Below are 25869 nucleotides of genomic sequence, written 5' to 3'. Positions count from 1 at the left end.
TTATGAATATTATTCTTCGCTATCTAAATCATCAAAACGTTCTGGTCTCATCGTTGGGAATAATAAAACATCCCTGATTGCAGGAGCATTAGTCAATAACATTACCAAACGATCAATACCAATTCCTAATCCGCCTGTTGGTGGCATACCAAATTCCATTGCTCTGATATAATCTTCATCTATCATATCAGCTTCATCATTTCCTGCAGCACGTTCAGCCATTTGAGCCTCAAATCTTTGACGTTGGTCAATTGGATCATTCAATTCCGTAAAGGCGTTTCCATACTCTTTACCTAAAATGAAAATCTCAAAACGGTCGGTAAATCTTGGATCTTTTTTATTCTTCTTAGCAAGTGGTGAAATTTCAACAGGATGTCCATAAACGAACGTAGGATCTACAATAGTACCTTCACAAAATTCTTCGAAAAAGGCATTAATTACGTGACCAACTTTCCAGAATTTTTCACATTGTATTCCATGTTCCTCAGCTATTTTCTTAGCTTCATCATCAGTCATCGGTTGCCAGAAATCAACACCAGATTTTTCTTTAATCAAATCAACCATATGTACACGACGGAATGATTTACCTAAATCAATATCTGTTCCTTGATAATTAATCTTACCATCCTCTGAAACCACTTTAGCAGCTGCTCTAATAATACCTTCTGCTTCATCCATAACATCATGGAAATCCCAATATGCACAGTAAGTTTCTAGCTCCGTAAATTCAGGATTGTGATGTGTATCTAAACCTTCATTTCTAAATACACGACCTATTTCATATACACGCTCCATATCACCTACAATTAATCGCTTCAAAGGTAATTCCAAAGCTATTCGCATATACAAATTAATGTCTAATGCATTATGATGAGTAATAAATGGACGTGCTTCTGCACCACCCGGAATATTATGGAGAACTGGTGTTTCAACTTCTAAGAAATCTAATGAATTCAAATAATCACGAATAGCTTGAATAATTTTAGTTCTGTTCAAGAAACGCTTGTAACTATCTTGATTACTAATTAAATCCAAATATCTTTGGCGATATATTTGTTCAACATTTTGTAAGCCATGATATTTATCAGGTAATGGTCGCAAAGCTTTAGACAAGAAAGTGATATGTGATGCTCTAATTGTTAATTCCCCTGTATCGGTTTTCATCACATGACCATCAATGCCCAAAAAGTCACCTAAATCTGCTTGCTTAAAAATTTGGTAATTCTCTTCACCAACAATGTCTTTGCGAACATAAATTTGAATTTTGCCTGTACGATCGTAAATATCTGCAAATCCAACCTTACCTTTACCACGTTTAGCTAACATACGACCTGCTACACGGGTTTGTGGCATATCATCGTTTAATTCTTCTTTATCTTCTTGAATATATTTCTCATTTAAGGTACGAGCTAAATCTTGACGATCAAACTTTTCTCCAAAAGGATCAACATTCATTGCTCTTAATTCATCCATCTTTTTGCGACGAACAATAAGTTGGTCATTCATTTCATTCTTTGCCAATTTTAAAACTCCTTCAATTACTTATCTAACTTAGATTCAAATTTTTCAACAAATTCATCAAGTAAATTATATACTTCCTGCTGCGTCCAAACATCATTTATTTTAGCACGAGTTCGAGCAGAACGGGGAATTCCTTTTAAATAATATGCTGCTTGTCGTCTAAATTCAGGAACTGCGATTTTTTCACCTTTAAGTTCAACTAATTTACGCAACTGTTCTTTACAAGTAATTACACGTTCTTCTACAGTTTGCGGAGCAAGTAACTCACCTGTATCCAGATAATGGGTAATTTCTTTTAAAATCCACGGATTGCCCAGTACCGCTCTTCCTACCATGACAGCACTACAACCCACTTCGTCTAGCATTTTCTTAGCTAATTGTGGTGTAGTAACATCCCCATTGCCAACAAATGGAATAGTTAAAGCATCTGATACTTCTTTTAAAATTCCCCAATCTGCATGCCCTGTATATAATTGTTTTCTGGTTCTACCATGCATCGCAACTGCACAAGCACCTGCTTCTTGAGCAGCTAATGCATTTTCAACTGCATAAATATGATCCTCATCCCAACCAGTACGCATTTTTACCGTGACTGGTTTTTGAACATTATTTACAACTGCTTTGACCATTTGATAAATTTTGTCAGGATCTAATAACCATTTTGCACCAGAATCTGTTTTAGTTACTTTAGGAACTGGACAACCCATATTGATATTAATGATATCAGCATGCGTATTATCATCAACATACCTAGCTGCTTCCACTAATGTCTCTTCACTACCGCCAAAAATCTGAAGGCTCATCGGATGCTCATTAGGATCGATTTTCATCATGTCGAGAGTTTTTTTATTGCGATAGATGATGCCATGATCAGAAATCATCTCACATACAACCAACCCTGCTCCAAATTGTTTGCAAACCATCCTAAAAGCTGCATTAGATATACCAGCCATTGGTGCTACTACTACTTGATTGGGAATGACAACATCCCTAATTTTCCAACTTTTACTCACTTACTACACCTTTAAAATTATATATTAAACTCAAAAATAGAGCCAGTTAAGGCTCCATTTTATCAGATAATATCTACAATTAATCATTTGTTTTTGGATCTTCGGAATCTTCGGCATCATCTGAACCTTTTTGATCTTCTGAATCACTCTCCAAAAACTTATCCTCTTTTCTTTTCAATGCTTCCTTAGTTTCTTCATAATTCAAAGCATCTTTTTCGCTTGGATAATCATTTTCTTCTGGCATTTTTCCAGTCTTAAACAATGACAAAATCTGCTTTTCATTTAAAGTTTCATATTTAAGCAATGCCTCAGCAATAAGGCGATGTGTGTCACGGTGAGTATTAATAATATCAGTAGCCACCTTGTGACCTTCGTCTAAAATATTCTTTATTGCCAAATCAATCTTCTCAGCAGTGGATTCACTATATGGTTTTACCATTTGATCTTGCGTATTAGCAGATTCTAACTGACTCATACCAACTTCAGTCATTCCATACTGAGTAACCATACCACGTGCAATAGCAGTAGCTTGCTCAAAGTCATTTGAGGCACCTGTAGATTGATCGCCTACGACAATTTCTTCACCTGCACGACCACCCATCAATCCAGCAACTTGTTCCATTAATTGCTTCTTAGTTGAAATAGCTTGATCTTCTTTAGGTAGCATAATATTATATCCACCCATGCGACCACGAGGTACAATTGTAACCTTGCGGACAGTTCTAGAATCACTCAAAACTAATCCAACAATAGCATGACCTGCTTCGTGATATGCGACCCGCTTTCTTTGAGCCTCTGAAATGTCAGCATCCTTTTTAGCAGGTCCAGCAATTACACGATCTTGAGCTTCATCAATGTCAGAAGCAGTAATTTCATCACGATCACGACGTGCAGCAACCAAAGCAGCTTCATTTAAGACATTCTCTAAATCAGCTCCCACAAAACCTGGAGTTTGACGAGCAACCTCTTTTAAATCAACATCATTAGCTAGAGGTTTATTCTTAGCATGTACTCTTAAAATGGCCTCACGTCCCTTGACGTCAGGGCAGCCTACCAAGACCTTTCGATCAAATCGACCAGGACGTAACAAAGCAGGATCAAGTACATCAGAACGGTTAGTAGCGGCCATCACGATTACGCCTTCATCGCCTTCAAAACCGTCCATTTCTACTAACAATTGATTCAATGTCTGTTCACGTTCATCATGACCTCCACCAATACCATTGCCACGTTTTCGGCCAACAGCATCAATTTCATCAATAAAAATAATACTTGGTGCTGTTTTTTTGGCATTGTCAAATAAGTCACGCACACGAGAAGCTCCGACACCAACAAACATTTCAACAAACTCAGAAGCAGAAATAGAATAAAATGGAACTCCTGCTTCTCCTGCTACAGCTTTAGCAAGTAAAGTTTTTCCTGTTCCCGGAGGCCCCTCAAGTAAAACACCCGCAGGTATTCTGGCACCTAATTTGGTGAATTTTGCTGGATTTTTCAAAAATTCTACAATCTCTACTAATTCTTGCTTTTCTTCTTCTTCACCAGCAACATCAGAAAAACGAATCTTGTTTTTGCTTGGATCTCTAGGTTTAACCTGTGACTTGCCAAAATTCATCATGCCACGGCCACCCTTACCGCCTTGACTCATCATCATCCATAACATAACGATGAAAATCAAAGTAGGAATCAGCATCACAGCAGTTGAAATCCAATTACCAGATTGTGATTCGCCTTGTCCAGAAAAGGCAACGCCATGCTTTTGTGCTAAATCTGATACTTTCTTTACAACTGAATCATTTTGCAACATAGTTGTACTAAATTTAGTGGCACCTACAGGTTTATTAGAATTCTTAAAGAAATCAAATCTTGTTCCTCCCCGCTTATCTAAAGCTTGAGGCTTTCTATAAGTACCAGTAACAGTATAAGCACCATTTGCTGGTTGAATGTTAATACTCTTGATTTTATTGTTTTTCAAATCTTTTATCAGATCCGAATAACGAATATTCTTAGTGGTACCATTGCCATCTGAACCTCCGAGTGCCCAGTTAATACCACTCAAGAGGATCACAAAGATAAAAATATAGAAAAGGCCATTGGAAAGTAACCTATTTCTTTTATTCTTCATAAATAACCTCCTATAAACATTGCACGATTACTTCAACGATTTTAACATAAATATTAATTTTTCTCTACAAATAAGCTTAAATATCAAAATAATGTATATATATTATAACGTTGATAATTAATATTATATTCTTGATTTTTAAAAATATCTTGTACAAACACAATATCATCATTTATTAAAATTGCCAGATAAGTATTTCTCATAAAAGTGGGAATTTTCTTTTCAGCAAACTTCTTCTTAGGTTTGACATGAGAGCCATTGGGCAATTTAAAACGATCAGTAGCTTGCAAATTTCTAGCAATAAATTTACTAGTTTTATTGGCATAAAAATAACCTACTTCTGGTAAATCCAGCTTATTTAAAGTGATAATATATTTAGTTTTAAACCAAGAAAAGCATTGATCTAAAACCACCTCTTGTTGGTGATTTTTTAATAGTATTATATCACTTGGGCAAATATAGAAATGAGATAAATATCTAACTAATGTAAAATGATCTTTAGTATTTTGAACATTATCTGATAAATCCAAAGATTCAAAATAAACCTGACGTCCCCATTCTTTGTCAATTAACCAATTAAAATATAAGCTTAATTGATGACAATTAAAATCAGACAAATCTGCTGCATTAACTTGAATAATACCACTGAGCAATTTATGATATCGAATCTTTTCAAAAAGTAACTTTTGCCAATCTTCCAGCGACTCTTCAGTTTGTACAAAACGATTAGCATTTTTAATCAGATCAACCGCATCTTTTTTTAATTGGGGCATAACAAAGTGCCGTAAGCGATTACGCAAGGTTTCATTTTCTTGATTGGTATAATCAACAATATATGCTAATTTTCTTTTTTTTGCATAGACTAATAACTCTTCCTTAGAAAATGATAATAATGGTCTAACAAGTAAACTATTATTAATCCAGTTTCTAATTGGCCGCAAGCTATTCATTTCTTGAACATTGCCTGATCTTAATAACTTAATAAGGATATTTTCTGCCAAATCATCTCCATGATGAGCAGTAAACAAATAATCAGCTTGATATTTACGTAAAATTTTAGCAAAAAAATCATATCGAAAATCTCTAGCGGCAGCCTCTAATCCATTTGCTGGATGAGGGGTATCCCATTTTGTCTCTTCAAGTTGCAATTTATATTGCTGACAATATTTAGTAATTATTTCACTTTCTAAATAACTATCGTTTCTTAAGCAATGATCAACATGACATATGATTAATTGACTCTGCGGATCGTCAACTATTTGTCGCATCATATCTAGCAAAGCCATGGAATCTGGGCCAGCACTAATTGCCAAAATTATTTTTTTACCAGCTAATGACAATTTATATTTACTAAAAAAATTAATAATTTTTTTCATACTTTATATACGCTTTTTGCTTGAAAATCATCAATTGAATTGATTAAAAAGATCTTCAGCTTCTTTCAACAAACATTTCAATGTCCCTGCAAAGTCATCACTTTTATTAAAAGGATTAGTAGGATCTACCAATGTAGACTCATTAACTCGATTCAAGGACAATAAAATTTCACCTTTTTCATTAATAGCAACAATTACTAATCTTAAGATCTGACCCTTAGTAAAGCTATTTTTCTTCAAATCCCACAAAGGACCAAAATCACGCCAATGAATAAAGCCACGTCTGCCATTATTCAATATAACTTTAATACCACTAGCTATCACTTGATCGACTTTGGCACTAACACGTAAGCCCACTAAATATTTCATTAATTGCTATCCTTTTTATCCTGAATATTATAAATAAACTCACCTGGTTTGGAATAATAATATTTGTATCTAATTACTTTTAATAGATAATCCAAATCTTTGAGGTCATATGATTCTGCTTTTAATTTTTTATGAAGTGCTTGTTTTGTGTATAATTCCTTTTTGAGACTATAAACCTGATTATTTATCTTATTTGTTTGTATTCGTGCCATAATTAACTGAAACAATATAATTATAAAAATTACACCAAAACCAATAACGATTTTTCTTTTACGCAAGCGATGTATTTTTTTTCTTTGTTTTTCTGCCTTACGAATAATACGCTGTTCTTGTTCTTCAGGGCTTAAGAAATTATAGTGATGTATCCTACTCATTTTACTTCAGCCTTTCTCAATACACCGTCAATTTGACAATAGCTCTAACCTATACTAAATATATCATGACCCTCTAAAAATGTCATTCAACTACTTCATATAAATCTGAAGCTTCAGCTTTTTTGGTAGTTTCTTTTATATTTAAAACTTTTACTTTTAGAGCTTTTACTCCAAATTGAATTTCTATTATATCATTAATCGCAACATTATAACTGGACTTAACTTGACGACCATTAACAAGCACTCTTTCTTGATCAGCCATCTCTTTAGCAACAGTTCGCCTTTTAATCAAACGTGATACTTTTAAAAACTTATCGATTCTCATTAATTTTCTCCTACTACTTATGTACAATATCTATTACTGCTTGCAAAAATACTTTCAATTCATTGAATATAGTACGCCACGATGACTTAGAATCTAAAATCAAACGAACATGCAAACGATCATGATCTACGCTAACGCGAGCTCTAAAACAAACATGTTCCAGCGTTCTAAAAATATTTGGCCCTTTTAATTCTTCGGAAGCTTTTTGATCTAACACAATATCTATTTTTTTATCAATATTAGTAATTGATAATATTTGTGCTGTATCAGCCAATACTTTGATTGTAGCAATATTCAACAAATTTTCCACAGATTTAGGATATGTGCCAAAACGATCAATTAATTCATCAGCAATATCATCAATGGCTTTCACATCATTTGCATGCTTAATTTTCTTATAAAATTCAATTTTTTGTTTCTGAGATGAAATATATTCTGTAGGAATATAAGCTTCCAAATTAATTCTAACTTCAGCATTAGTTTTATGACATACTTTATCGCCTCGTTTTTGCTTAATTGTTTGATCAAGCATTTGAGCATACAAATCATAACCAACACTATCAATAAAACCATGCTGTTGCTTTCCTAAAATATTACCAGCACCTCTAATTGACAAATCACGCATAGCTATTTTAAAGCCTGAGCCTAATGCCGTAAAATCACGAATAGCATTTAATCTTTTCTCACTAACTTCTGTTAAAACTTTGTCACGCTTATATAAAAAATATGCGTACGCCAAGCGAGAACTTCGACCAATTCTACCACGTAGCTGATATAATTGACTCAATCCATATGTATCTGCATTTTCTACTAATAAAGTATTCACATTAGGTAGATCTACCCCTGTTTCAATAATAGTAGTTGTAACTAGAATATCAAACTTTTTCTGAGTAAATCGCAGCATAATGTCTTCTAACTGCCTTTCAGACATACGACCATGAATATATTCAATTCGTGCTTCAGGAATTAATTGTGACAAATAGGCAACTTTTTGATCAATATCTTGAATTTTATTATGTAAGAAAAAAATTTGCCCATTTCTTGCTAATTCACGTAAGCACGCTTCTCGCACAATATTTGGTGTTTCTTCTGTTACATAAGTTTGAATCGGATAACGATTAGCTGGTGGTGTCTCCATCACAGATAAGTCACGCACACCAATCATAGACATATGTAATGTACGAGGAATTGGCGTAGCTGTTAGTGTTAATACATCAATATTATTTTTTAATTTTTTGAGCTTTTCTTTGTGTTTTACGCCAAAACGTTGTTCTTCATCAATAATTAATAAGCCCAAATTTTTAAACTTAATATCACGTGATAGAATTCGATGCGTACCCACTACTATATCAATTTTTCCATTTGACAAATTAGTAGCTATTTCATCGGCTTCCTTTTCAGTTTGAAAGCGACATAGCATGGCAACATTAACAGGAAAATCTTTAAATCTTTCAAGCATAGTTGCATAGTGTTGTTCAGCAAGAATTGTTGTAGGCACCAAAAAAGCTACTTGTTTTCCACTATCAATAGCTTTAAAAGCCGCACGCAAAGCAACCTCAGTCTTACCAAATCCAACATCACCTACTAATAGACGATCCATTGGCTTTTCTTTTTGCATATCTAACTTGATTTCTCTAATAGCTTTGATTTGATCAGGCGTTTCTAGATATGGAAAAGCTGCTTCAAAATCACGCTGTAATTCATCATCAGGTAAAAAAGCAAAACCTTTTTCAGTTGCTCGATGAGCATAAATTGCCAACAATTCATCAGCAATATCTTCAATTTTTTCTTGGACACGGCATTTAGTTTTGGCCCATTCATTACCACCAAGCTTATTTATTTTTGGTATTTTTCCATCAGATGCTACATATTTTTGGACAACTCCTAATTGATCAGCTGGTACAAACAACTGATCATGATTACGATATGTAATTGTGATATAGTCACCCTTTTGGCCATTGCTTTCTAAAGTCTTTATACCTTCAAAAATACCAATACCATGATTAATATGCACAACATAATCACCAGGATTTAATTCCTGATAACTGCGAATTTGCTGAGCATTTTCTAAACTCTTTATTTTTTTATGGATATGCGGTTGTCGATTAAACAAGTCATGTTCAGTCAAATAAACCAAACTAATTCGAGGTAAAACAAAACCTTGATTAAAATTATCTACAATAATCTGCCTTTTATTTGGAATTAACTTATTTTCAGCAGCAATAGTGATATCAATGCCATAATCAGCAAAAGTACTCTTAATTTGCTTGGCTCGCACTAAATTATCAGCCTGAATAATAACAGTTTGTTGTTGTAATTCATACACTGATAATTCATTTTTAATCAGCGACATCTGACTGAAGAATTGTTGGGGTTCTCTAGTATGTAGATTTAATAATTGATCTATTTTTAAATCATTGACACTAACTTGAAATAAAGAACTGTAAATTTTAGCTTGAACAATTTGGTTAAAAATTGACGTAAAATCTAATCTACTATTTTTAATATTGGTGCTTGTCTCATGAGCTAAATAATCACGATTGCGGGCATCAATTTGAACAATATTTTGCCTAATTGCTCTAATATCATCAAAACAAATAATCCCTGACTCAGTTAGATAGTCTAAAATTGTAGTATAATCTTCATTTTGATAAAGTTTATCTAACTGATCATCTGCAGGCTCTATAACTACCTCAGTTAAACTGTCTTTAGTACGTTGACTAACAGAATTAAAAGTTCTGATATTATCTATCTCATCATCAAAAAACTCGATACGATATGGATATGCAATATTAATTGGATAAATATCTAGAATATCCCCTCTTAGTGCAAATTCACCAGGATTTGCCACCAAATCATCACGTTTATATCCACAGCGAACCAAAAAATCACAAATTTTTGATAAGTTACAAACTTGATTTACTTTTAAGGTTAAACTATTCGCTTTAAATTTAATAGCAGCAGGTAATGGATATTGCAAAGCCTGTGGAGTAGAAATAACTATTCCCTTTTGTTTCGTCAGCAAAAAAGACATAGCATCTAATCTTTGACTTAATTCGTCCAATGACGATACAGCAGCCTGCGTTTCTAATAATGGTTCAACTGGAAAAAAATGAACCATATTTTCTTCAAAAAGTTCTACCAAAGACGAATAAATTTGCTGTGCTCGATTTTCATCACTAGCGACAATCAAAATAGGTTGTTGTAGCCTATGTAAAAGCTCTCTGATGATCAGATTAAAGGCTCCAAAATTCACCCCTGTTAACATCGAATTTTTTGCTTGCGGAACTGCCTTGATAAAATTTACCAAGTTAGCATCAGCTGCAATTAACTCAGAAAGTTTCATTACTTCATTACCTTTTATGCTTAATTATACTTGTTCATCAAAAATTCTATGCTCTTATTGTCAATAAAATCATCAATAATCTGACTTACAGTTGCAAACGTTGCTTCCATTTTAGTACAATCCTCGCTTGAAAATGGTGTCAAAACCCATGAAACAACTGTTTCTTTCGTAGGATGATCAATTCCTATTTTTAGTCGATTAAATTCTGAATCATTTAAGCAATTAATAATACTCTTAATTCCATTGTGTCCACCTGATTTGCCACTTTTTCTAAGCCGTATTTTAGCTACTGGCATATCCATATCATCATGTATTACTAAAATATCATGTGCATCAATTTTAAAAAAATCAACTAATTGTGTGACCGATTTTCCTGAATCATTCATATACGTTTGAGGTTCAAGTAAAATAACATCTTCACCTTTAATCTTAGTTTTTATCCAAAAGCCTTCAAATTTTTCCTTATTAAAGGAAAGACCATTTTTTTTCAAATAATAATCTATAGCCATAAATCCAGTGTTATGCTTTGTTTTTTGATATTTTAAACCAGGATTTCCTAATCCCACAATTAATTTCATTTGATCAATCTCCTATAGCTCATCTACTAAATCAAGATTATAACATATAAAATAATACAAAATTTTAAAACTTTGCTTTTAAATGGTATAATCAATTTGTTAAAGGATTAACAAAATTAAGAAAGGATGTTGTAAAACATGACAGAAGAAAAAATTCATAAAGTTATTCTTGTTGGTGACGGTGCCGTAGGATCTAGTTACGCATTTGCTATGGTACAACAAGGCATTGCACAAGAATTAGGTATTGTTGATATTGTTAAAGATAGAACTAAAGGAGATGCTATCGACTTATCAGACGCTACACCTTGGATTGCTCCAAAGAATATTTACTCTGCTGAATATTCAGACGCTAAGGATGCTGACTTAGTAGTTATCTCTGCTGGTGCTCCACAAAAACCAGGTGAAACTCGTCTTGACTTAGTTAACAAGAACTTAAAGATCTTGAGTGCAATTGTTGAACCAATTGTTGAATCAGGATTTAAGGGTATTTTCTTAGTTGCTGCCAACCCTGTTGACATTTTAACTCATGCAACTTGGAAGATTTCAGGATTTCCAAAAGATCGTGTTATCGGTTCAGGTACATCTCTTGACTCTGGTCGTCTTCAAAGAGCTATTGCTGAATTGGAACATGTTGACCCTCGTTCAGTTAATGCATACATGCTTGGTGAACACGGTGATACTGAATTCCCTGTATGGAGCTACAACAACGTTGCTGGTGTTAAAGTATCAGATTGGGTTAAAGCACATCCAGAAGTTGGTGAGAACAAGCTTGAAGAAATTCACAAGACAGTTGCTGATGCTGCTTACACTATCATTAACTTGAAGGGTGCAACTTTCTATGGAATCGGTACTGCACTTGCAAGAATTACTAAAGCTATTTTGAACGATGAACATGCTGTTCTTCCATTATCAGTATCAATGAATGGTGAATATGGTTTACATGACCTTCACATTGGTACTCCTGCAGTTGTTGGTCGCAAAGGTCTTGAACAAGTTATTGAAATGCCTTTGAATGAAGACGAACAAAAGAGAATGGAAGCTTCCGCAAAACAATTGAAGGAAGTTATGGATCGTGCCTTCAAAGAAACTGGCGTTAAGGTTCGTCAATAATTTAATATAGCTTAAATCTAAAAGATTAGCACTTTTTTGAACATTGATTGATAAAATGAACTTTTTATTAATCAATGTTTAATTTTGCCCTGATTTTATGATATAATTTTATAAAATTATCGATATATGGAGGAAAAATATGCTAATCAAATCATTAGTCTATAAAAAAGACTATTTAACAACCGTTAATGAAAAAGCAACTTTAGCCGAAGCATTACAAATTTTAGAAGATTCAGGCTATCGTTGTGTCCCTATTTTAGATGACTCAGGTAAACTTTTTCGAGGGAATATTTATAAAATGCACATCTATCGCCATAAGTCACAAGGTGGCGACATGAATTTACCTGTAACTTATCTTTTGAAAAATGCAACTAAAACCATTAAGGTTAATTCACCATTTTTTCAAGTATTTTTTAACATTAAGGACTTACCATATATTGCTGTTCTTGATGAACAAGATTATTTTTATGGGATTTTAACTCACTCCAAATTATTAGGAATGCTCTCAGATGCTTGGAATATTAAAAATAGTTCGTTTGTTTTAACCGTCCTTTCTGATAATGAACGTGGAAATTTAGTCAAGATGGCTAAAATAATTTCCAAATATACTAATATTGCTAGTTGCTTAACCTTGGATGTTAAATTAGGTGAATTAGTTCGTCGTAATCTATTTACATTACCTGTAGGCGTATCCAATGATACAATGAAAGCCATTGTAGATAAATTAGAAAAAAAGGGTTTTGTAGTAGCTGAAATTGAAGATTTGCAGTCGGGTACAATTCTAAGATCTGATGAAAAACCTGGTCAATATTTGAATAAATAATTATATATCCAAAAAAGGTTATCAGTTTTAACGCTGATAACCTTTTTACTTTGGCTATTATCTTTTTGATTAAATTTCTAAAATTTATTGAGATATTCACGTGGTACACGGTCACTTAACAAGCAAGCAATTTCATAATGAATTGTATTAGCATAATCTGCTACTGCTTTGATATTATTTGGAGCTTTTGCATCAGCGGAAATCAATTCAACTGGAGTACCTACCGGCATTTTTTCTGGTAGCAAAACCATAAATTGATCCATACATACACGACCGACAATGGGACAATATACATCCCCAACTTTAACTTTAAATCCTTGCATTGAGCGTTGCCAACCATCAGCATATCCTACTGGAACTGTGCCAATCCATTCATCAGTATCAGCTTTAAAAGTTGCACCATAACCCACCGCATTATTAGCATGAATTTGTTTTACAAATACTAATTCACTAACAAAACAAAGAGCTGGTTGCAAAGTAAATTTAGGTTGAATCTCAATGCCATGAGGTGCTGAAGATGGATTTAAGCCGTACATGGCGATCCCATAGCGTACTAAATCACTATCCACTTGGCGATTAAAAAGAGAAGCTGCACTATTATCACAATGAATATACTTTGGCTTTATTCTTAACATTTTTTTAAAGTGGTCAAATTTTTTAACTTGACTATCAAAATACTCTAAATCATGACAATCTGCTGTAGAAAAATGGGTAAACATTCCTTCAACATCATATTCAGGATGAGACAATAAATAATCATTAGCCTTTAAAAATGCATCATCTTCATTAAAACCTATTCTCCCCATCCCAGAATCAATTGCCAAATGAATTTTTAATTTAGTCCCAGATAAAAAAGTGCTAGTTTGTTTTAACCAATCTAAATCACCAACAGTTAAAGAAATGTCATTCTCAGCTGCTAATGATGCAAATTTAGGTAAAGTAATACCTAATACTAAAATAGGTACCTTAATTCCAGCTTTACGTAATTCAATAGCTTCATCTAAAATAGCAACACATAGTCCTTGAGCACCCGCAGCAATAGCTGTCTTAGAAATGACAACACTACCATGTCCATACCCATTAGCCTTGACAACTGCCCACAACTTTTGCCCTGATTTCAAATTTTTTATTTCATTTTCGACATTACTTTTAATTGCTGCTAGATCAACCAATATTTTGGTCGGTCTATGAATTCCTGAGATCATTTCTTAAATATCCTCCAACACTACCTGCGTGACTAAATATCTTTTCTCATGCGAAATACTTACAAAAATCCTACCATGATAACTTTTAGCTGTCATCTCTGGCTGTCCTAAATCATTATCAATAATCTCTACTTCTTTAAATTTAACAATAGTACCTAGTCCTACTCCCATAGCCTTTGAAAAAGACTCTTTACAGGAGAATCTGCCAGCTAAATACTCTACTTGCCTATTTTCCTGATATTTTTGATATTGTTCAAATTCTTTAGAAGTTAGCACTCTTTTAGCAAATAAATCGCCTTTTTTTATTTGCTCACGAATTCTGTCTAAATCAACAATATCAATACCAACGCCACGTAACACAAGCATTTCCTTTCATATCATCATAATAAAATAGCAATAATAAATATTATATCATGACATATTATTTATAAAAAAAGCAGCATCCTGCACTTAAAATTAGTACTCCGACACTGTTTTTTATTTTAATCTTTTTTCTTAATTACAAAATTATGTTTAATATTCCGCTCTCTTGTTTGAGCATTTGGTTTGCGATGACGCTTAATATTTCGATCACGATCATCTGAACGATATCTTCGTTTAAAGTTTTGTGTGTTTCCTCTTCTATTTTTGAAAGGCAACGGTTTTTCCGGAGTTATTTCTACTTTTACTTGCTCAGCATCCTTAGCCATATCTTTTAATAATGCGGCAACTAAATCTAGAGCAGAATTATTTTCTAATAATTTTTCAGCTTCTTTAGTATACTTAGTTAAATCACTATCTAATAATTCTTGAATTTTTTTGTTTGCAATGCTTAATTGACCATCAAAAGCTTCTTTATCAGATGGTGGTCTTAGAGGTGTCATTTTCTTACGTGTTAATCTTTCAATTGTCTTCATATAGCCAATTTCATTAGGAGTAACAAAAGTAATTGACATACCATTCTTACCTGCTCTACCCGTTCTTCCAATTCGATGAACGTATGAATCAGGATCTTGAGGAATATCATAATTATAAACATGACTAACCCCTGAGATATCAAGACCACGAGCTGCCACATCAGTAGCTACTAATATATCCAATTTACCTTGCTTAAAGCGTTTCAAAACACTCATTCGCTTAGTTTGGGTTAAATCACCATGTATTCCTGCAGCATCATAACCACGTGCCTGAAATCCTCTAGTCAGTTCGTCAACACGTCGTTTGGTTCTACCAAAAACAACGGATAATTCTGGATCTTGGACATCTATCAATCTACATAAAATATCAAATTTTTCATTTTCTTTTAGACGAACAAAATATTGATCAATCAAATTTGCAGTTAACTCTTTAGATTTAATCTGGACAATTTGCGGATCATGCATAAATTTTTCACCAATTTGTAAAATTGGTTTAGGCATAGTAGCTGAAAATAATAAAGTTTGATGATCATTAGAAGCAAAAGTCAAAATACTTTCAATATCTTGGATAAAGCCCATATCTAACATTTCATCAGCTTCATCTAAAATAACATGCTTCAAATGAGAAAGATTAATTGTACGTCGCTTTAAATGATCAAGTAATCTACCAGGAGTACCTACCAAAATATTAGGAACCTGCTTTAATGATCGAATTTGACGTCGAATATCTGCACCACCATAAACTACTTGCACATGTGCATTTTCATCTCTACCTAATCTAAATAATTCTTCTTGTGTTTGAATAGCAAGCTCACGTGTAGGCTCAATAATTAAGGCTTGAATACCTTCCTGCTTTTTATCTAAAGTTTGTAAAATTGGTAAACCAAAAGCAGCTGTCTTACCTGTTCCTGTTTGGGCTTGTCCTATGACATCCTTGCCACTTAGAACCAAAGGAATCGTTTTTTCCTGGATTGGCGTTGCCTCTTCAAACCCCGCACGCTTAATTGCTTTCAATAATTCTGGCTTTAAATTTAATTCTGAAAATTTCAAATATCTATTTCCTTCCTACAGAAGGCGCTCTAACACTTTTTCAAGATGCATTCCATGAGAGCCCTTAAGCATAACAATATCATGTGGCTTTATATCTTCTCTAAGATCATTAATCATTCTGTCCATATGATCTTTTTCATAGTAATGCAAAGCTGAGCTTTCATATTTTCCAGACAGCGCCTCGAATAAATATTTCATTTCCGGACCATATAGATAAAGCTCATCTATTAATTGAGGAGTCAAAACCTCGGCTAAACTAGCATGCAACTGATGTGAAGCTGCACCCAATTCTAACATATCGCCTAAAACAGCAATCCGACGACCAAATGCATCTACATCAACTTGACTAAATGATGTTAACACAGCTTTAGCAGCAGTAGGGTTAGAATTATAAACATCACTCATAATTGCTTCACCTAAATCGCCTTTTTCCCACTGCATTCTATTAGCTGTTGGTACAAAATTAGCTAATGCCTGTGCTATTTCTACATCAGGCACGCCAAACGTTCTACCTACCAAAATAGCTGCCAACGCATTTGACACATTGTGTTTACCAATCATTGGTATAGTAAATTTAACTTTAGAATCATTAATGGTAAATGAAGCATGGTGCATATATGAATTAAAATTAGTTGCATAAATTGTATCAGTTGAGTTAAAACCAAAAGTGGCCTGTAATTGATTCAATTTTTGAGCACGTGCTTGCAATAAAGGCTCATCACCATTAAAGATAAACTTTCCATCTTCTTTTAAGAAATCAGTGATTTCCATTTTCGCATCAGCAATTTTATCTCTTGTACCAAAAAACTCAATGTGTGCTTCACCAATCATCGTAATTACACAAACATCTGGACAAACGATCTCACTCAAATGATGCAATTGACCTGCACGATCCATACCCATTTCCAAAACTAAAATTTCAGTTGTAGGTTTCATTTCTAGAATCGTTATTGGTACGCCGATTTCATTATTAAAATTGGCTTGTGTTTTATGCACATTAAATCTTTTCGATAAAACCGCAGCCACCATATCCTTAGTAGTAGTTTTACCATTGGATCCTGTAATCCCAACCACCGTTGGATTAACTTTTTGCAAATAATATTTTGCTAATTTTTGCAACGCTAATAATGTATCATCAACCACAAGTACAGGAATATTCTCAGGTCTATTAGCATGATCTTTTTGCCATAATGCAGCTACAGCACCATTAGCAACTGCATTAGCAACATAATCATGACCATCACGTTCGCCAACCAAGGGAACAAATAATGAATCTGCGACTGCTTTTCGTGAATCAAACACTACAGACGATACAATCGTACTTTCATTCATAGACAAATCGCAACCGATTGCATTAGCGATTTCTGAAAGTTGCATTTTCATAATAAAAAATTTACTCCTAACCTTAATTAGTATTTAAACTAATCAGTGTTTATAAACACATAATAAATTATATCACTTATAAAGTTAAAAAAGAGCAACCAACATAGGGCTGCTCTTTTACAAAGAATCTTGTCGTGATTAATTCTTTGAAGAAATACCATACTTCTTGTTGAATTTTTCGATACGACCATCTGCTTGAGCAAACTTTTGTTTACCTGTGTAGAATGGGTGGGAATCTGAAGAAATTTCAACACGAACTAATGGATAAGTTTTACCTTCAAATTCGATAGTTTCTTTTGGTTTCAAAGTAGAACCTGCTACAAATTTTGCACCAGTTGATGAATCCATGAAAACTACTTCTTGATAATCTGGATGTATACCTTGTTTCATAATTATTATCTCCTTTGCCATAGCCATTTCTCAGACCATAGATTAACATGACTAATAAATTATATCATCAGTAACTAACTAATTCAAGATAAAATAATTTTTGCTCCAAATTATTCTGATTTTTCAAATAAATATCTACTAAATACTATTTGAAAACGCTATCATATAGAGGCACGCCCACTATTCCAACTTGAATCGTATATTGATATAGTGTATAATACCATCTATTAGCAAGGAAACGCTTTCTCTTTTGAAAAAATGGCAAAATTTTTCCTTGCATTATCTAATTTTCAATTTAAAGGTGAATACTACTATGGAAAAAACAAAAAAATTACCTACTTTGGCATTATCAACTTTAATGATGATGACATTAGGTAATTTAGGTACCAGTATGGCATTTCAGCTACAAAGTGCTAATATGGCAAGAATTTTTCAAACCCTAGGAGCTGATCCCACCAGATTAGGATTTTTCTTCATTTTACCGCCACTTGCAGGTATGATAGTTCAACCTCTTGTTGGATACTATTCAGATAGAACTTGGATACCACGATTAGGTAGACGCCTACCTTATTTAATGTTAGGAACTATTGTAGCAGTAATTGTTATGTGCCTTTTACCAAATGCAGGTTCATTAGGTTTATCTACATCAGCAGCTTTATGGTTTGGTGCTATTGCAATTTTATTTATGGATTTATCATCAAATATGTCCATGCAACCATTTAAAATGATGATTTCGGACATGGTTAATATCGCACAAAAAGACACCGCTTGGTCCTGGCAAACAATATGGAGTAACATTGGTGGCGTCTTTGCAACTATATTACCAACTATCTTAACTATCATCGGAATCAAAAACACTGCTTCGAAAGGAATCGTACCTGATTCTGTAATATTATCTTTCTACATCGGAGCCTTGATTTTAATAGTTACTTCTATTTTTACTATTTGCAATGTACATGAATATGATCCTATAACTTATGCCCAATATCATAAACTTGCTAATAAAAAATCTGAAGTTCATGGATTAATTAATATTTTAAAAAGGGCACCAAAAGTTTTTTGGACATTAGGAATTGTGCAATTCTGTTCTTGGGTCAGCTTTCAATATTTGTGGACTTATGGTCCTGGAACTATTGCTCAAAATATTTGGCATACAGCTAATGCTAAGAGTGAAGCCTTCCAACTTGCTGGAAATTGGTATGGAATTTTATTAGGTATCCAAACAATTATCGCTATCTTATGGGGATTTGTCTTAGTAAAAATCAATGATAAAACTCGTAAACCAATGTATATTTTAGGATTAATTGTCGGAGCTCTTGGTTATTTTGTCTTAGCTAATGCTCATACTAAATTAGGATCAATCATCGCCTTCATATGTATTGGAATTGTCTGGGTAACTATCAACGCCATTCCATTCACTATCTTAACGAATGCCTTAAGTGGTTCAAATATCGGCGTATATATGGGATTATTTAATTCATGGATATGTTTACCACAAGTGGTAGCTTCAGTTGCTTCCTTTGTTTTATATCCATTATTAAACAAATATATGCCGAACATGATTATGATATCAGGTATTGTATCATTAATTGGTGCTGCATCTGTCTTAATCATTAAAGAAACATATGGTGAAAAGAAATAGAAAAAGTCGAGAATATTCTCGGTTTTTTTTATAGCAGATATATAGCTCGCTTAAAAAGCTAATAAATGACATGTTAATATGTTTTAGTCTGTTAAAATTTAATATAATAAGAGTAATTCTTAAAAGAGCAATGATATAGAGGATATTATATGGAAAAGTGGAAATTATTTGAATTAGATTGCAATGCATATTTAAACAAAAAGTATGGCAACTTCTTTACTCATTTTGGCTTTAGTAATTCAACGATTAGTGACATCAAGTATGAAAATAACAAAAAAATGTTTTATATAGAAGTTAAGATGCCCTCAGCACAAAGTGGACAATTTGTGCTTTTGCCAGATTATCAAAATAAAAAATTTATTTTTTCACCAAATAATAAAACGAAGCCCAATAAAAGTACAGATTTCATAATTGCATATATGAACAAGCATTTTGAAAAATATGCACATGTTGACTCAATTGGACAAAATATTGATATAGATCAAAAAATATTTAATGAATGGATCACTAATGCCTATAAAGATAAAGGCGTTAAATTTATGATTACGAAAGGAAAAGACTACATTATTTTTCCTATCAATCAATATGGTAATTATTTCTTTATAACTGCTAAATATAGGATCAAAAAAAGTGGCTCTAGCAAAGTACCAAAAAGCAAGCAACAAGAAGTCCTAAAAAAATTAACCCAGATGAATATCAATTTTGAGTTAACAGATGATTTCAACATCAAATCTAACAACCATCTTAATAAGCTAAAATTTCAAGTTGATGATTCTGAATATATGTTTAGCTATTTTAAAGAAAACATTTATCATATTAGAAAATTATCTAATACAAGAAATGCTAATGTTATTTTTAGTATCGAATTACGCAAAGAACAAAATCCAACCGATTTAGAAAATTTTGTGAATTCATTATAACTCAAACCATCTCTAACTGGTTTGTCCCACTATATTTATGGTTTAAGGCATCGCTAATTTGTTGCGTTATAAGTTGCAATACGTCAACTACAACAGAATTACCCAACTGCTTATATGCTTGATTCATATTAGGATGCAATTTAAAACTATCTGGAAAGCCCATGATTCGAGCACATTCTCGGGGATGGAGTCTTCTAGTTTGTCCATTAATCAAATAGCCACCCGTTTTAGCAAATACTCCTCCACCATATGCAGACAAAGTTATGGCTATTCCTTTAGGTGAATAAATTCTTTCACCCTGACCGCCCTTACCCACGGTTCCTACTCTGATTGTAGAAGGAGCATTATAATTGATGTTAACTTTGTCATTAAGCACCAGATCTGTACGATTAACAATTAAATCTCTAACTTCATTATCAGGTAGTAAAAAATTTTCAACGAATCTATTTAATTTAAAAGGTTGAGGAAATACAAACGATTCTCGCTCAATATCATTTCTAAAACATACCATGTATACACGCTCACGCTTTTGCGGAATACCATAATTAATTGGATTCAGAACCCTAAATTGGAAACTATAGCCTAATTCTAGCATAGTATTTTTAACGACACGGATTGTTTTACCGCCGTCATGTGTAGCAAAGTTTTTAACGTTTTCAAGGAATACTACCTTGGGGCGTTTTTCTTTAACAATTCTAGCCACGTCAAAAAATAAAGTACCTCTACTATCTTCAAAACCATATTGCTTACCACTAATCGAAAACGGCTGACAAGGAAAGCCAGCACATAATATATCGTGATCTGGAATACTTGTTTCATCAACTTGAGTAATATCACCTTCAGGGGTATCACCAAAATTCATTTGATATGTTTCTTGAGCAAATTTATCCCATTCATTCGAATAGACACACTTTGCACCGAATGATTCTAATGCAAGTCTAAATCCACCAATACCTGCAAATAAATCTATAAATTTATAACCTTTTAATGATTTATTATCTATGTGAATCATCTTAACCCCCGTTAAATAGTATATGTGCCTGTACAATTATACTATATATACGATATTTTTAAATATCAATAGTTATGGTAGAGGTCTATTTTGACACATAAATTAACTATATTTAGTGAGAAAATTAGTTTTAAACTAAGTATATGTACATGAAAAACCGTAGCTTAACGCTACGGTTTTTTTGTATGTTAAATATTAATCTAAAAAAATCATTTTATCTTTTATAGAATATTTTTAGAAAATTTTTTAGAAAATTTTGCTATTATTTCTGTTCTTCTTTCCCAAGCGTACGATATATACCAAACCGTTCAAGATATAGGATTTTATTTTTTCTAATGCCACTAAATCCACCTAATTATAGGACGTTTTCAAATTTTTAGTCCCGTCCCAGTACCAGTACCGGAGAAGTATTGTTTTAATATAATATCTGTTAATCTTGTTTATCCAGTTTTCAAATTAATCTCACTTCGAATTTACTTCATTTTTACTTTTTACTTTGTGGGTTTAAATCTAAATATATTACTTGGTAATTATCCAGCCTATGGATATAAGACAAAAGATCTACAGAACCTAAAGCAAGAAGATTTTGTTAAAATCTTCGGAGAAGTAAAAACTAATATTGGCAACAATGAAAGGGAACATAAAAATGTTCGTATTCTGTCTTCTCAGCTATTAAAAGCAAAAGAACAAGTAAGGAGTCAAGACAAGGATAAAAAGTCCATATTAGGGCAAATAAATAGCTTTAGGGCAGAGGACAAACTTAAGTCATATAAGAAAGACCATAGCAAAGGTGCAGAGAGATAAATATCGGCAGTTTTCGGACTGCCTTTATTTTTTGCTAAGTTTAACGCAGTAAATCATATAATTGAAAGGAATCTGTATTATATTCTCTAATTAGATAGTTAATCTATACATTTAGAAAGGTAAAATATAGAATTGGAGAATGATATGGGATTTTCATATAACAAATTATGGAAGTTTTAATAGATAAAAATATGAAAAAAACAGACTTACAATGTGCAATCGCAACAACACCCAAGACAATAGCAAAAATGGGAAGAGACGAAAATGTAAGTCTAGAAACATTAGGAAAGATTTGTGAGTATTTTCAATGTGATATTGGAGATATTATTGAATATAAGTCAATGGAAATCAAGTATGATAACGGAATTTGATAGTATTCCATATTCCAATGCTGGTAGAGGGCTACAATGCTTATTAAAAACTGAGCTTGCTTTAAATAATATTAATACAAATAAAGATAAAATAATTTTAATTGAAGAGCCAGAAAACCATTTGTCATATTCTAACATGAATAATTTAAGTGATATTATACAAGTAAATAGTAATAAGAAATCTAGTCAAATAATTATTTCAACTCATAGCAGTTTTGTTTTAAATAAATGAGGCATAGAAAATTTAATACTTTTATCAAACAAAAAAAGCTCTAAAATTACAAATTTAAGTAGTGATACAGAAAAATATTTTAAAGCTATTTCAGGATACGACACATGTGGAGACAGTGGTATTATTGTCAAGAAAATAGAATAACAAGCTATAAAACTGTCGAAATAGGTGGCTTTTAGGATTTTAAAAGAAATCAGTTCTATAATAAATTAAAAATCGTGTTGGTAGAAAAATCGTCTACTTCTACCAACACGATTTTACAAAGAGCCAGTACTTACATCTCTTTTTCTCCTATAAAACTATTGTATCTTGATACTTTAAGGAGTTTCAATCATTCTATATGTTAATTGTCATTTTTTCGGATCTAATCTTAATAAAATGGCATTAATTGCAACTAAGACTGTTGACACAGACATTAGAATTGCTCCTACTGCAGGACTTAATGTGAAGCCAAAAGGGGCCAAAATTCCAGCAGCTAGAGGAATAGCTATAAAGTTATAGCCGGCTCCCCAAAAGAGATTTTGTTTCATTTTACTAGTTGTTTTGTGTGCTAATTCAATAAATGATTCAATATCTCCTGGATCAGATTGAGTCAAGATGACATCAGCTGAATCCAACGTCACTTGAGTTCCTGCACCGACCGCTATTCCAACATCTGCCAAGGCAAGAGAAGGAGCATCATTGACACCGTCACCTACCATGATAACTTTTTTTCCTTCTTCTTTAAGTGTTTTTACTAACTCATATTTGTCTTGTGGAGATTGATTTGATCTATATTCAATCCCTAAATCTTCTGCCGCGCCTTGAGCTGCTTTTTCATTATCACCTGTTGCCATAATTGGCTCTATATTGTTATTTTTAAGAGCTTCTATTAATTCTTTACTGGTTGCTTTTAATTCATCCCCCAAAGCTACAGCACCAATGGCATCATCGTTTTCTACTAAGACACTGAGGGTTGCTCCTTTTGGAATATCAATATCCAAATTACGTCCGTATGCTTTTTGACTGATTAATTGGTATTGGTGCCCATTGGCTTTACCTTCTACGCCAGCACCGGAAATTACATCAATGGAATCAAAGGATACTGGACTTATACCTTCTTGGTCGGCGAAGCTTATAATTGATTGAGCAATAGGGTGACTAGACCCTCCTTCAATACCTGCCAATAGTGAAATGATTTCCTCTTTTGTATATTTTTCATTAAGAAGTTTTACATCTAATACTTTAAACTCACCTGTTGTTAAAGTACCTGTCTTATCTAAAATCATCACATCTGCATCTTGAGCTATTTCTAAAGCCTCACGGTCTTTTACTAGTAAGCCATGACTTGCCCCTAAGCTTGTGCTACGAGCGGTGACCAATGGAATAGCTAGACCCAAAGCGTGAGGACAAGCTATAACTAATGTTGTGATAGCAAATTTTACTGCCGTTGGGATGTCCGCTATAAGCGTCCATACTACAAAAGCTATTAGTGCGGCAGTTACCGCAATATAGAAGAGCCACCCTGCAACCTTTTGAGCAATATTTTCTGCACGAGAAGGTTGACTTTGAGCTTGGCTGATTAAATCCTGTACTTGAGATATAAAGGATTTATCACCTGTCTCAAGTACTTTAATATAAAGAACCCCTTCTCCATTTGTTGAACCCCCAATTACTTCATCGCCAGGACCTTTTTTAACTGCTTTTGATTCTCCAGTCAAAAGAGCTTCATTTACACGTGATTCGCCACGCTCGATAGTTCCGTCTGCTGGCACATTTTCTCCAGCTTGAACTCGAATTAAATCACCTACCTTTAAGTCAGCAACTGGTCGTGTTTCTATTGAATCGTCATCTAATACTACATGAGCATCTTTTGGTACTAGCTTAGCCAGTTCTTCTTGTGCATCTCCTGCTTCTCCAATTGCTTTCATCTCAATCCAGTGACCTAATAACATGATTAATAGTAATGAAGCAAATTCAAAGAAAAAATCCATAATTTGTTCAACTGTTACGTAGCTTGCTATTACAGTATAAATACTATATAAATATGAAACACTTAAGCCTAAAGAAACGAGTGCCATCATTCCAGGTTCTTTTTGTTTAAATTCGTCAACTGCCCCTTGATAGAATGGACGTCCACCATAAATAATTAATATAGTAGATAAAATAGCTACTACAATATCAGAATATGGAAAAGTAAACTGGAATGGTAGGTCAAACCCAGCCATAGGGGATAAGAGCATAATAATGATTCCTAGTGGCAATGATTTTAAGAAAAGTTCCTTAAAGTTTCCGTGATGATGGTGGTCATGCCCTCCGTGCCCGCTGTGATCATGCCCAGCATGATGTTCTTGATGTTGATCCTTATGGTCTCCATGTTCATCTGTGATTCCATGCTCATGTTTTGAATGATCCATGTCGCCATGATTATGGTGACTGTGGGATGAATGTTTGTTGTTATTGTTCATTTTAAATTCCTCCTTATTCTTAATGATGATGTAAATGACATTTGCATTGTCCTTCTGGACAATTGCAATCCACTTCTTCTACTGCGAAAGATTTTTTCATCTCTAATATTTTTTCTAGTTGATCTATATCATCGAAGCTTAAAACATGATCTTCAATGATGCTTCCTATTACATTTCCGACTTTCTTATTGCAAATACGATTAAAAATATCTTCTGCATAATCCATTACGGCTTCTGTCGCTTCAATATTGGCAGTGTAAATAAACTTTCTACCTTCTTGCTCTGTATTTAGTACGCCTTTTTCAACTAATCGACCTAAGATCGTTTTGATAGTGGATTGTGTCCAGTCCATTTTTTCTTGCAATACGGTAATGACTTTTTTACTAGTTACTCGATCATTTGCCCAAACTACACGCATGACTTCCCATTCTGCATCTGTGATATAAGTATTAAGTCCTATTGTGCTCATTCTCCTTTCCGCCTCGTCGTTTACATATGTAAACAAAAATCCTTAAAATAGGTTTACCATTGTAAACGAATTATGTCAAGTCTTTTTA

General features: G+C 33.3%; 22 protein-coding genes and 2 pseudogenes. 7 read left to right on the top strand and 17 right to left on the bottom strand.

Features of this window, described 5'->3' with window-relative positions; genetic code table 11:
- Nucleotides 1-9: 9 nt before the first annotated feature.
- From lysS to pth, 9 genes are all read right to left on the bottom strand, one after another.
- A complete protein-coding gene (gene lysS / locus HMPREF0520_RS03395) occupies nt 10-1521 on the bottom strand; it encodes a lysine--tRNA ligase (RefSeq protein ID WP_006729519.1) in 1512 nt (503 codons plus the stop codon).
- 17 nt (nt 1522-1538) lie between these two features.
- Nucleotides 1539-2534 (bottom strand): tRNA dihydrouridine synthase DusB, encoded by a 996-nt coding sequence (gene dusB / locus HMPREF0520_RS03390; RefSeq protein WP_006729518.1) that lies wholly within the window; start codon nt 2532-2534, stop codon nt 1539-1541.
- Nucleotides 2535-2613: 79 nt separating this feature from the next.
- The gene (ftsH, locus tag HMPREF0520_RS03385) at nt 2614-4659 is read right to left on the bottom strand and encodes an ATP-dependent zinc metalloprotease FtsH (RefSeq protein ID WP_006729517.1); all 2046 of its coding nucleotides are present in this window, start codon (nt 4657-4659) and stop codon (nt 2614-2616) included.
- A gap of 83 nt (nt 4660-4742) precedes the next feature.
- Nucleotides 4743-6035: a tRNA lysidine(34) synthetase TilS gene (gene tilS / locus HMPREF0520_RS03380; protein WP_006729516.1), complete on the bottom strand. Its 1293-nt coding sequence runs from the start codon at nt 6033-6035 to the stop codon at nt 4743-4745.
- Nucleotides 6036-6065: 30 nt separating this feature from the next.
- Entirely contained in the window at nt 6066-6404 is a 339-nt protein-coding gene (locus tag HMPREF0520_RS03375; RefSeq protein WP_006729515.1) for a S1 RNA-binding domain protein, read from the bottom strand.
- Nucleotides 6404-6778 (bottom strand): FtsB family cell division protein, encoded by a 375-nt coding sequence (locus tag HMPREF0520_RS03370; protein WP_006729514.1) that lies wholly within the window; start codon nt 6776-6778, stop codon nt 6404-6406. The genes HMPREF0520_RS03375 and HMPREF0520_RS03370 overlap by 1 nt, the downstream gene beginning before the upstream one ends.
- Before the next feature lie 82 nt (nt 6779-6860).
- Entirely contained in the window at nt 6861-7103 is a 243-nt protein-coding gene (locus HMPREF0520_RS03365) for an RNA-binding S4 domain-containing protein (protein WP_006729513.1), read from the bottom strand.
- Nucleotides 7104-7116: 13 nt separating this feature from the next.
- Entirely contained in the window at nt 7117-10449 is a 3333-nt protein-coding gene (gene mfd / locus HMPREF0520_RS03360) for a transcription-repair coupling factor (RefSeq protein ID WP_006729512.1), read from the bottom strand.
- Between the two features lie 20 nt (nt 10450-10469).
- Entirely contained in the window at nt 10470-11027 is a 558-nt protein-coding gene (gene pth / locus HMPREF0520_RS03355; protein WP_006729511.1) for an aminoacyl-tRNA hydrolase, read from the bottom strand.
- A gap of 138 nt (nt 11028-11165) precedes the next feature.
- Between pth and HMPREF0520_RS03350 the strand changes: the two genes are divergently transcribed.
- The gene (locus tag HMPREF0520_RS03350; RefSeq protein WP_006729510.1) at nt 11166-12137 is read left to right on the top strand and encodes an L-lactate dehydrogenase; all 972 of its coding nucleotides are present in this window, start codon (nt 11166-11168) and stop codon (nt 12135-12137) included.
- Between the two features lie 139 nt (nt 12138-12276).
- Nucleotides 12277-12960 (top strand): cyclic di-AMP binding protein CbpA, encoded by a 684-nt coding sequence (gene cbpA / locus HMPREF0520_RS03345; RefSeq protein ID WP_006729509.1) that lies wholly within the window; start codon nt 12277-12279, stop codon nt 12958-12960.
- A gap of 77 nt (nt 12961-13037) precedes the next feature.
- On the opposite strand, the gene alr is transcribed toward cbpA, so the two are convergent.
- The 5 genes from alr to HMPREF0520_RS03320 form a co-directional block, all read right to left on the bottom strand.
- A complete protein-coding gene (gene alr / locus HMPREF0520_RS03340; protein ID WP_006729508.1) occupies nt 13038-14165 on the bottom strand; it encodes an alanine racemase in 1128 nt (375 codons plus the stop codon).
- A 3-nt stretch (nt 14166-14168) separates the two neighbouring features.
- The gene (acpS, locus tag HMPREF0520_RS03335) at nt 14169-14525 is read right to left on the bottom strand and encodes a holo-ACP synthase (protein ID WP_006731180.1); all 357 of its coding nucleotides are present in this window, start codon (nt 14523-14525) and stop codon (nt 14169-14171) included.
- Between the two features lie 122 nt (nt 14526-14647).
- The gene (cshA, locus tag HMPREF0520_RS03330) at nt 14648-16111 is read right to left on the bottom strand and encodes a degradosome RNA helicase CshA (protein ID WP_006729506.1); all 1464 of its coding nucleotides are present in this window, start codon (nt 16109-16111) and stop codon (nt 14648-14650) included.
- A gap of 15 nt (nt 16112-16126) precedes the next feature.
- Nucleotides 16127-17494, bottom strand: coding sequence for a UDP-N-acetylmuramoyl-tripeptide--D-alanyl-D-alanine ligase (locus HMPREF0520_RS03325; protein ID WP_006729505.1), 1368 nt, complete (start codon nt 17492-17494; stop codon nt 16127-16129).
- Nucleotides 17495-17632: 138 nt separating this feature from the next.
- A complete protein-coding gene (locus HMPREF0520_RS03320; RefSeq protein ID WP_006731191.1) occupies nt 17633-17884 on the bottom strand; it encodes a type B 50S ribosomal protein L31 in 252 nt (83 codons plus the stop codon).
- Nucleotides 17885-18197: 313 nt separating this feature from the next.
- On the opposite strand from HMPREF0520_RS03320, the gene HMPREF0520_RS03315 reads away from it, so the two are divergent.
- Nucleotides 18198-19526: an SLC45 family MFS transporter gene (locus tag HMPREF0520_RS03315; RefSeq protein WP_006729502.1), complete on the top strand. Its 1329-nt coding sequence runs from the start codon at nt 18198-18200 to the stop codon at nt 19524-19526.
- A gap of 149 nt (nt 19527-19675) precedes the next feature.
- On the top strand, nt 19676-20446 hold the full coding sequence (locus HMPREF0520_RS03310; RefSeq protein WP_006729501.1) for a PDDEXK family nuclease: 771 nt from the start codon (nt 19676-19678) through the stop codon (nt 20444-20446).
- 1 nt (nt 20447) lies between these two features.
- Here the strand turns inward: HMPREF0520_RS03310 and HMPREF0520_RS03305 are convergent, their stop codons facing one another.
- Nucleotides 20448-21458: a DNA cytosine methyltransferase gene (locus HMPREF0520_RS03305; RefSeq protein ID WP_006729500.1), complete on the bottom strand. Its 1011-nt coding sequence runs from the start codon at nt 21456-21458 to the stop codon at nt 20448-20450.
- Between the two features lie 528 nt (nt 21459-21986).
- Between HMPREF0520_RS03305 and HMPREF0520_RS03300 the strand changes: the two are divergent.
- The 3 genes and pseudogenes from HMPREF0520_RS03300 to HMPREF0520_RS03290 all read left to right on the top strand — a co-directional run.
- Nucleotides 21987-22262 (top strand): annotated as a pseudogene (locus HMPREF0520_RS03300) (hypothetical protein); the annotation flags it as partial.
- Between the two features lie 144 nt (nt 22263-22406).
- Nucleotides 22407-22633: pseudogene (locus HMPREF0520_RS03295) on the top strand (helix-turn-helix domain-containing protein).
- Nucleotides 22590-22865: an AAA family ATPase gene (locus tag HMPREF0520_RS03290; protein WP_006731303.1), complete on the top strand. Its 276-nt coding sequence runs from the start codon at nt 22590-22592 to the stop codon at nt 22863-22865. The pseudogene HMPREF0520_RS03295 and the gene HMPREF0520_RS03290 overlap by 44 nt, the downstream one beginning before the upstream one ends.
- Nucleotides 22866-23215: 350 nt before the next feature.
- Here HMPREF0520_RS03290 and HMPREF0520_RS03285 read toward each other — a convergent pair whose 3' ends face one another.
- Together HMPREF0520_RS03285 and HMPREF0520_RS03280 are read right to left on the bottom strand one after the other, a co-directional pair.
- Nucleotides 23216-25312 carry a heavy metal translocating P-type ATPase gene (locus HMPREF0520_RS03285; protein WP_010221884.1) on the bottom strand — a complete coding sequence of 699 codons (2097 nt, stop codon included), beginning with the start codon at nt 25310-25312 and terminating at the stop codon, nt 23216-23218.
- Nucleotides 25313-25331: 19 nt separating this feature from the next.
- Nucleotides 25332-25781 carry a CopY/TcrY family copper transport repressor gene (locus HMPREF0520_RS03280; protein WP_006729495.1) on the bottom strand — a complete coding sequence of 150 codons (450 nt, stop codon included), beginning with the start codon at nt 25779-25781 and terminating at the stop codon, nt 25332-25334.
- Between the last annotated feature and the right edge of the window lie 88 nt (nt 25782-25869).

It is taken from the genome of Lactobacillus iners DSM 13335 (assembly GCF_000160875.1).
Classification (GTDB): domain Bacteria; phylum Bacillota; class Bacilli; order Lactobacillales; family Lactobacillaceae; genus Lactobacillus; species Lactobacillus iners.
Note: the sequence above shows the minus strand (reverse complement) of the source record. Positions and strands in the feature narration are given on the sequence as shown.

Excerpts from the sequence above, each read along its gene's own strand:
- cbpA (WP_006729509.1), top strand. The coding sequence starts at position 12,277 with ATGCTAATCAAATCATTAGTCTATAAAAAAGACTATTTAACAACCGTT.
- HMPREF0520_RS03305 (WP_006729500.1), bottom strand. The coding sequence starts at position 21,458 with ATGATTCACATAGATAATAAATCATTAAAAGGTTATAAATTTATAGAT.
- HMPREF0520_RS03320 (WP_006731191.1), bottom strand. The coding sequence starts at position 17,884 with ATGAAACAAGGTATACATCCAGATTATCAAGAAGTAGTTTTCATGGAT.
- HMPREF0520_RS03315 (WP_006729502.1), top strand. The coding sequence starts at position 18,198 with ATGGAAAAAACAAAAAAATTACCTACTTTGGCATTATCAACTTTAATG.
- tilS (WP_006729516.1), bottom strand. The coding sequence starts at position 6,035 with ATGAAAAAAATTATTAATTTTTTTAGTAAATATAAATTGTCATTAGCT.
- alr (WP_006729508.1), bottom strand. The coding sequence starts at position 14,165 with ATGATCTCAGGAATTCATAGACCGACCAAAATATTGGTTGATCTAGCA.
- ftsH (WP_006729517.1), bottom strand. The coding sequence starts at position 4,659 with ATGAAGAATAAAAGAAATAGGTTACTTTCCAATGGCCTTTTCTATATT.
- HMPREF0520_RS03325 (WP_006729505.1), bottom strand. The coding sequence starts at position 17,494 with ATGAAAATGCAACTTTCAGAAATCGCTAATGCAATCGGTTGCGATTTG.
- HMPREF0520_RS03350 (WP_006729510.1), top strand. The coding sequence starts at position 11,166 with ATGACAGAAGAAAAAATTCATAAAGTTATTCTTGTTGGTGACGGTGCC.
- HMPREF0520_RS03310 (WP_006729501.1), top strand. The coding sequence starts at position 19,676 with ATGGAAAAGTGGAAATTATTTGAATTAGATTGCAATGCATATTTAAAC.
- pth (WP_006729511.1), bottom strand. The coding sequence starts at position 11,027 with ATGAAATTAATTGTGGGATTAGGAAATCCTGGTTTAAAATATCAAAAA.
- HMPREF0520_RS03375 (WP_006729515.1), bottom strand. The coding sequence starts at position 6,404 with ATGAAATATTTAGTGGGCTTACGTGTTAGTGCCAAAGTCGATCAAGTG.
- HMPREF0520_RS03280 (WP_006729495.1), bottom strand. The coding sequence starts at position 25,781 with ATGAGCACAATAGGACTTAATACTTATATCACAGATGCAGAATGGGAA.
- HMPREF0520_RS03365 (WP_006729513.1), bottom strand. The coding sequence starts at position 7,103 with ATGAGAATCGATAAGTTTTTAAAAGTATCACGTTTGATTAAAAGGCGA.
- mfd (WP_006729512.1), bottom strand. The coding sequence starts at position 10,449 with ATGAAACTTTCTGAGTTAATTGCAGCTGATGCTAACTTGGTAAATTTT.
- HMPREF0520_RS03285 (WP_010221884.1), bottom strand. The coding sequence starts at position 25,312 with ATGAACAATAACAACAAACATTCATCCCACAGTCACCATAATCATGGC.
- HMPREF0520_RS03370 (WP_006729514.1), bottom strand. The coding sequence starts at position 6,778 with ATGAGTAGGATACATCACTATAATTTCTTAAGCCCTGAAGAACAAGAA.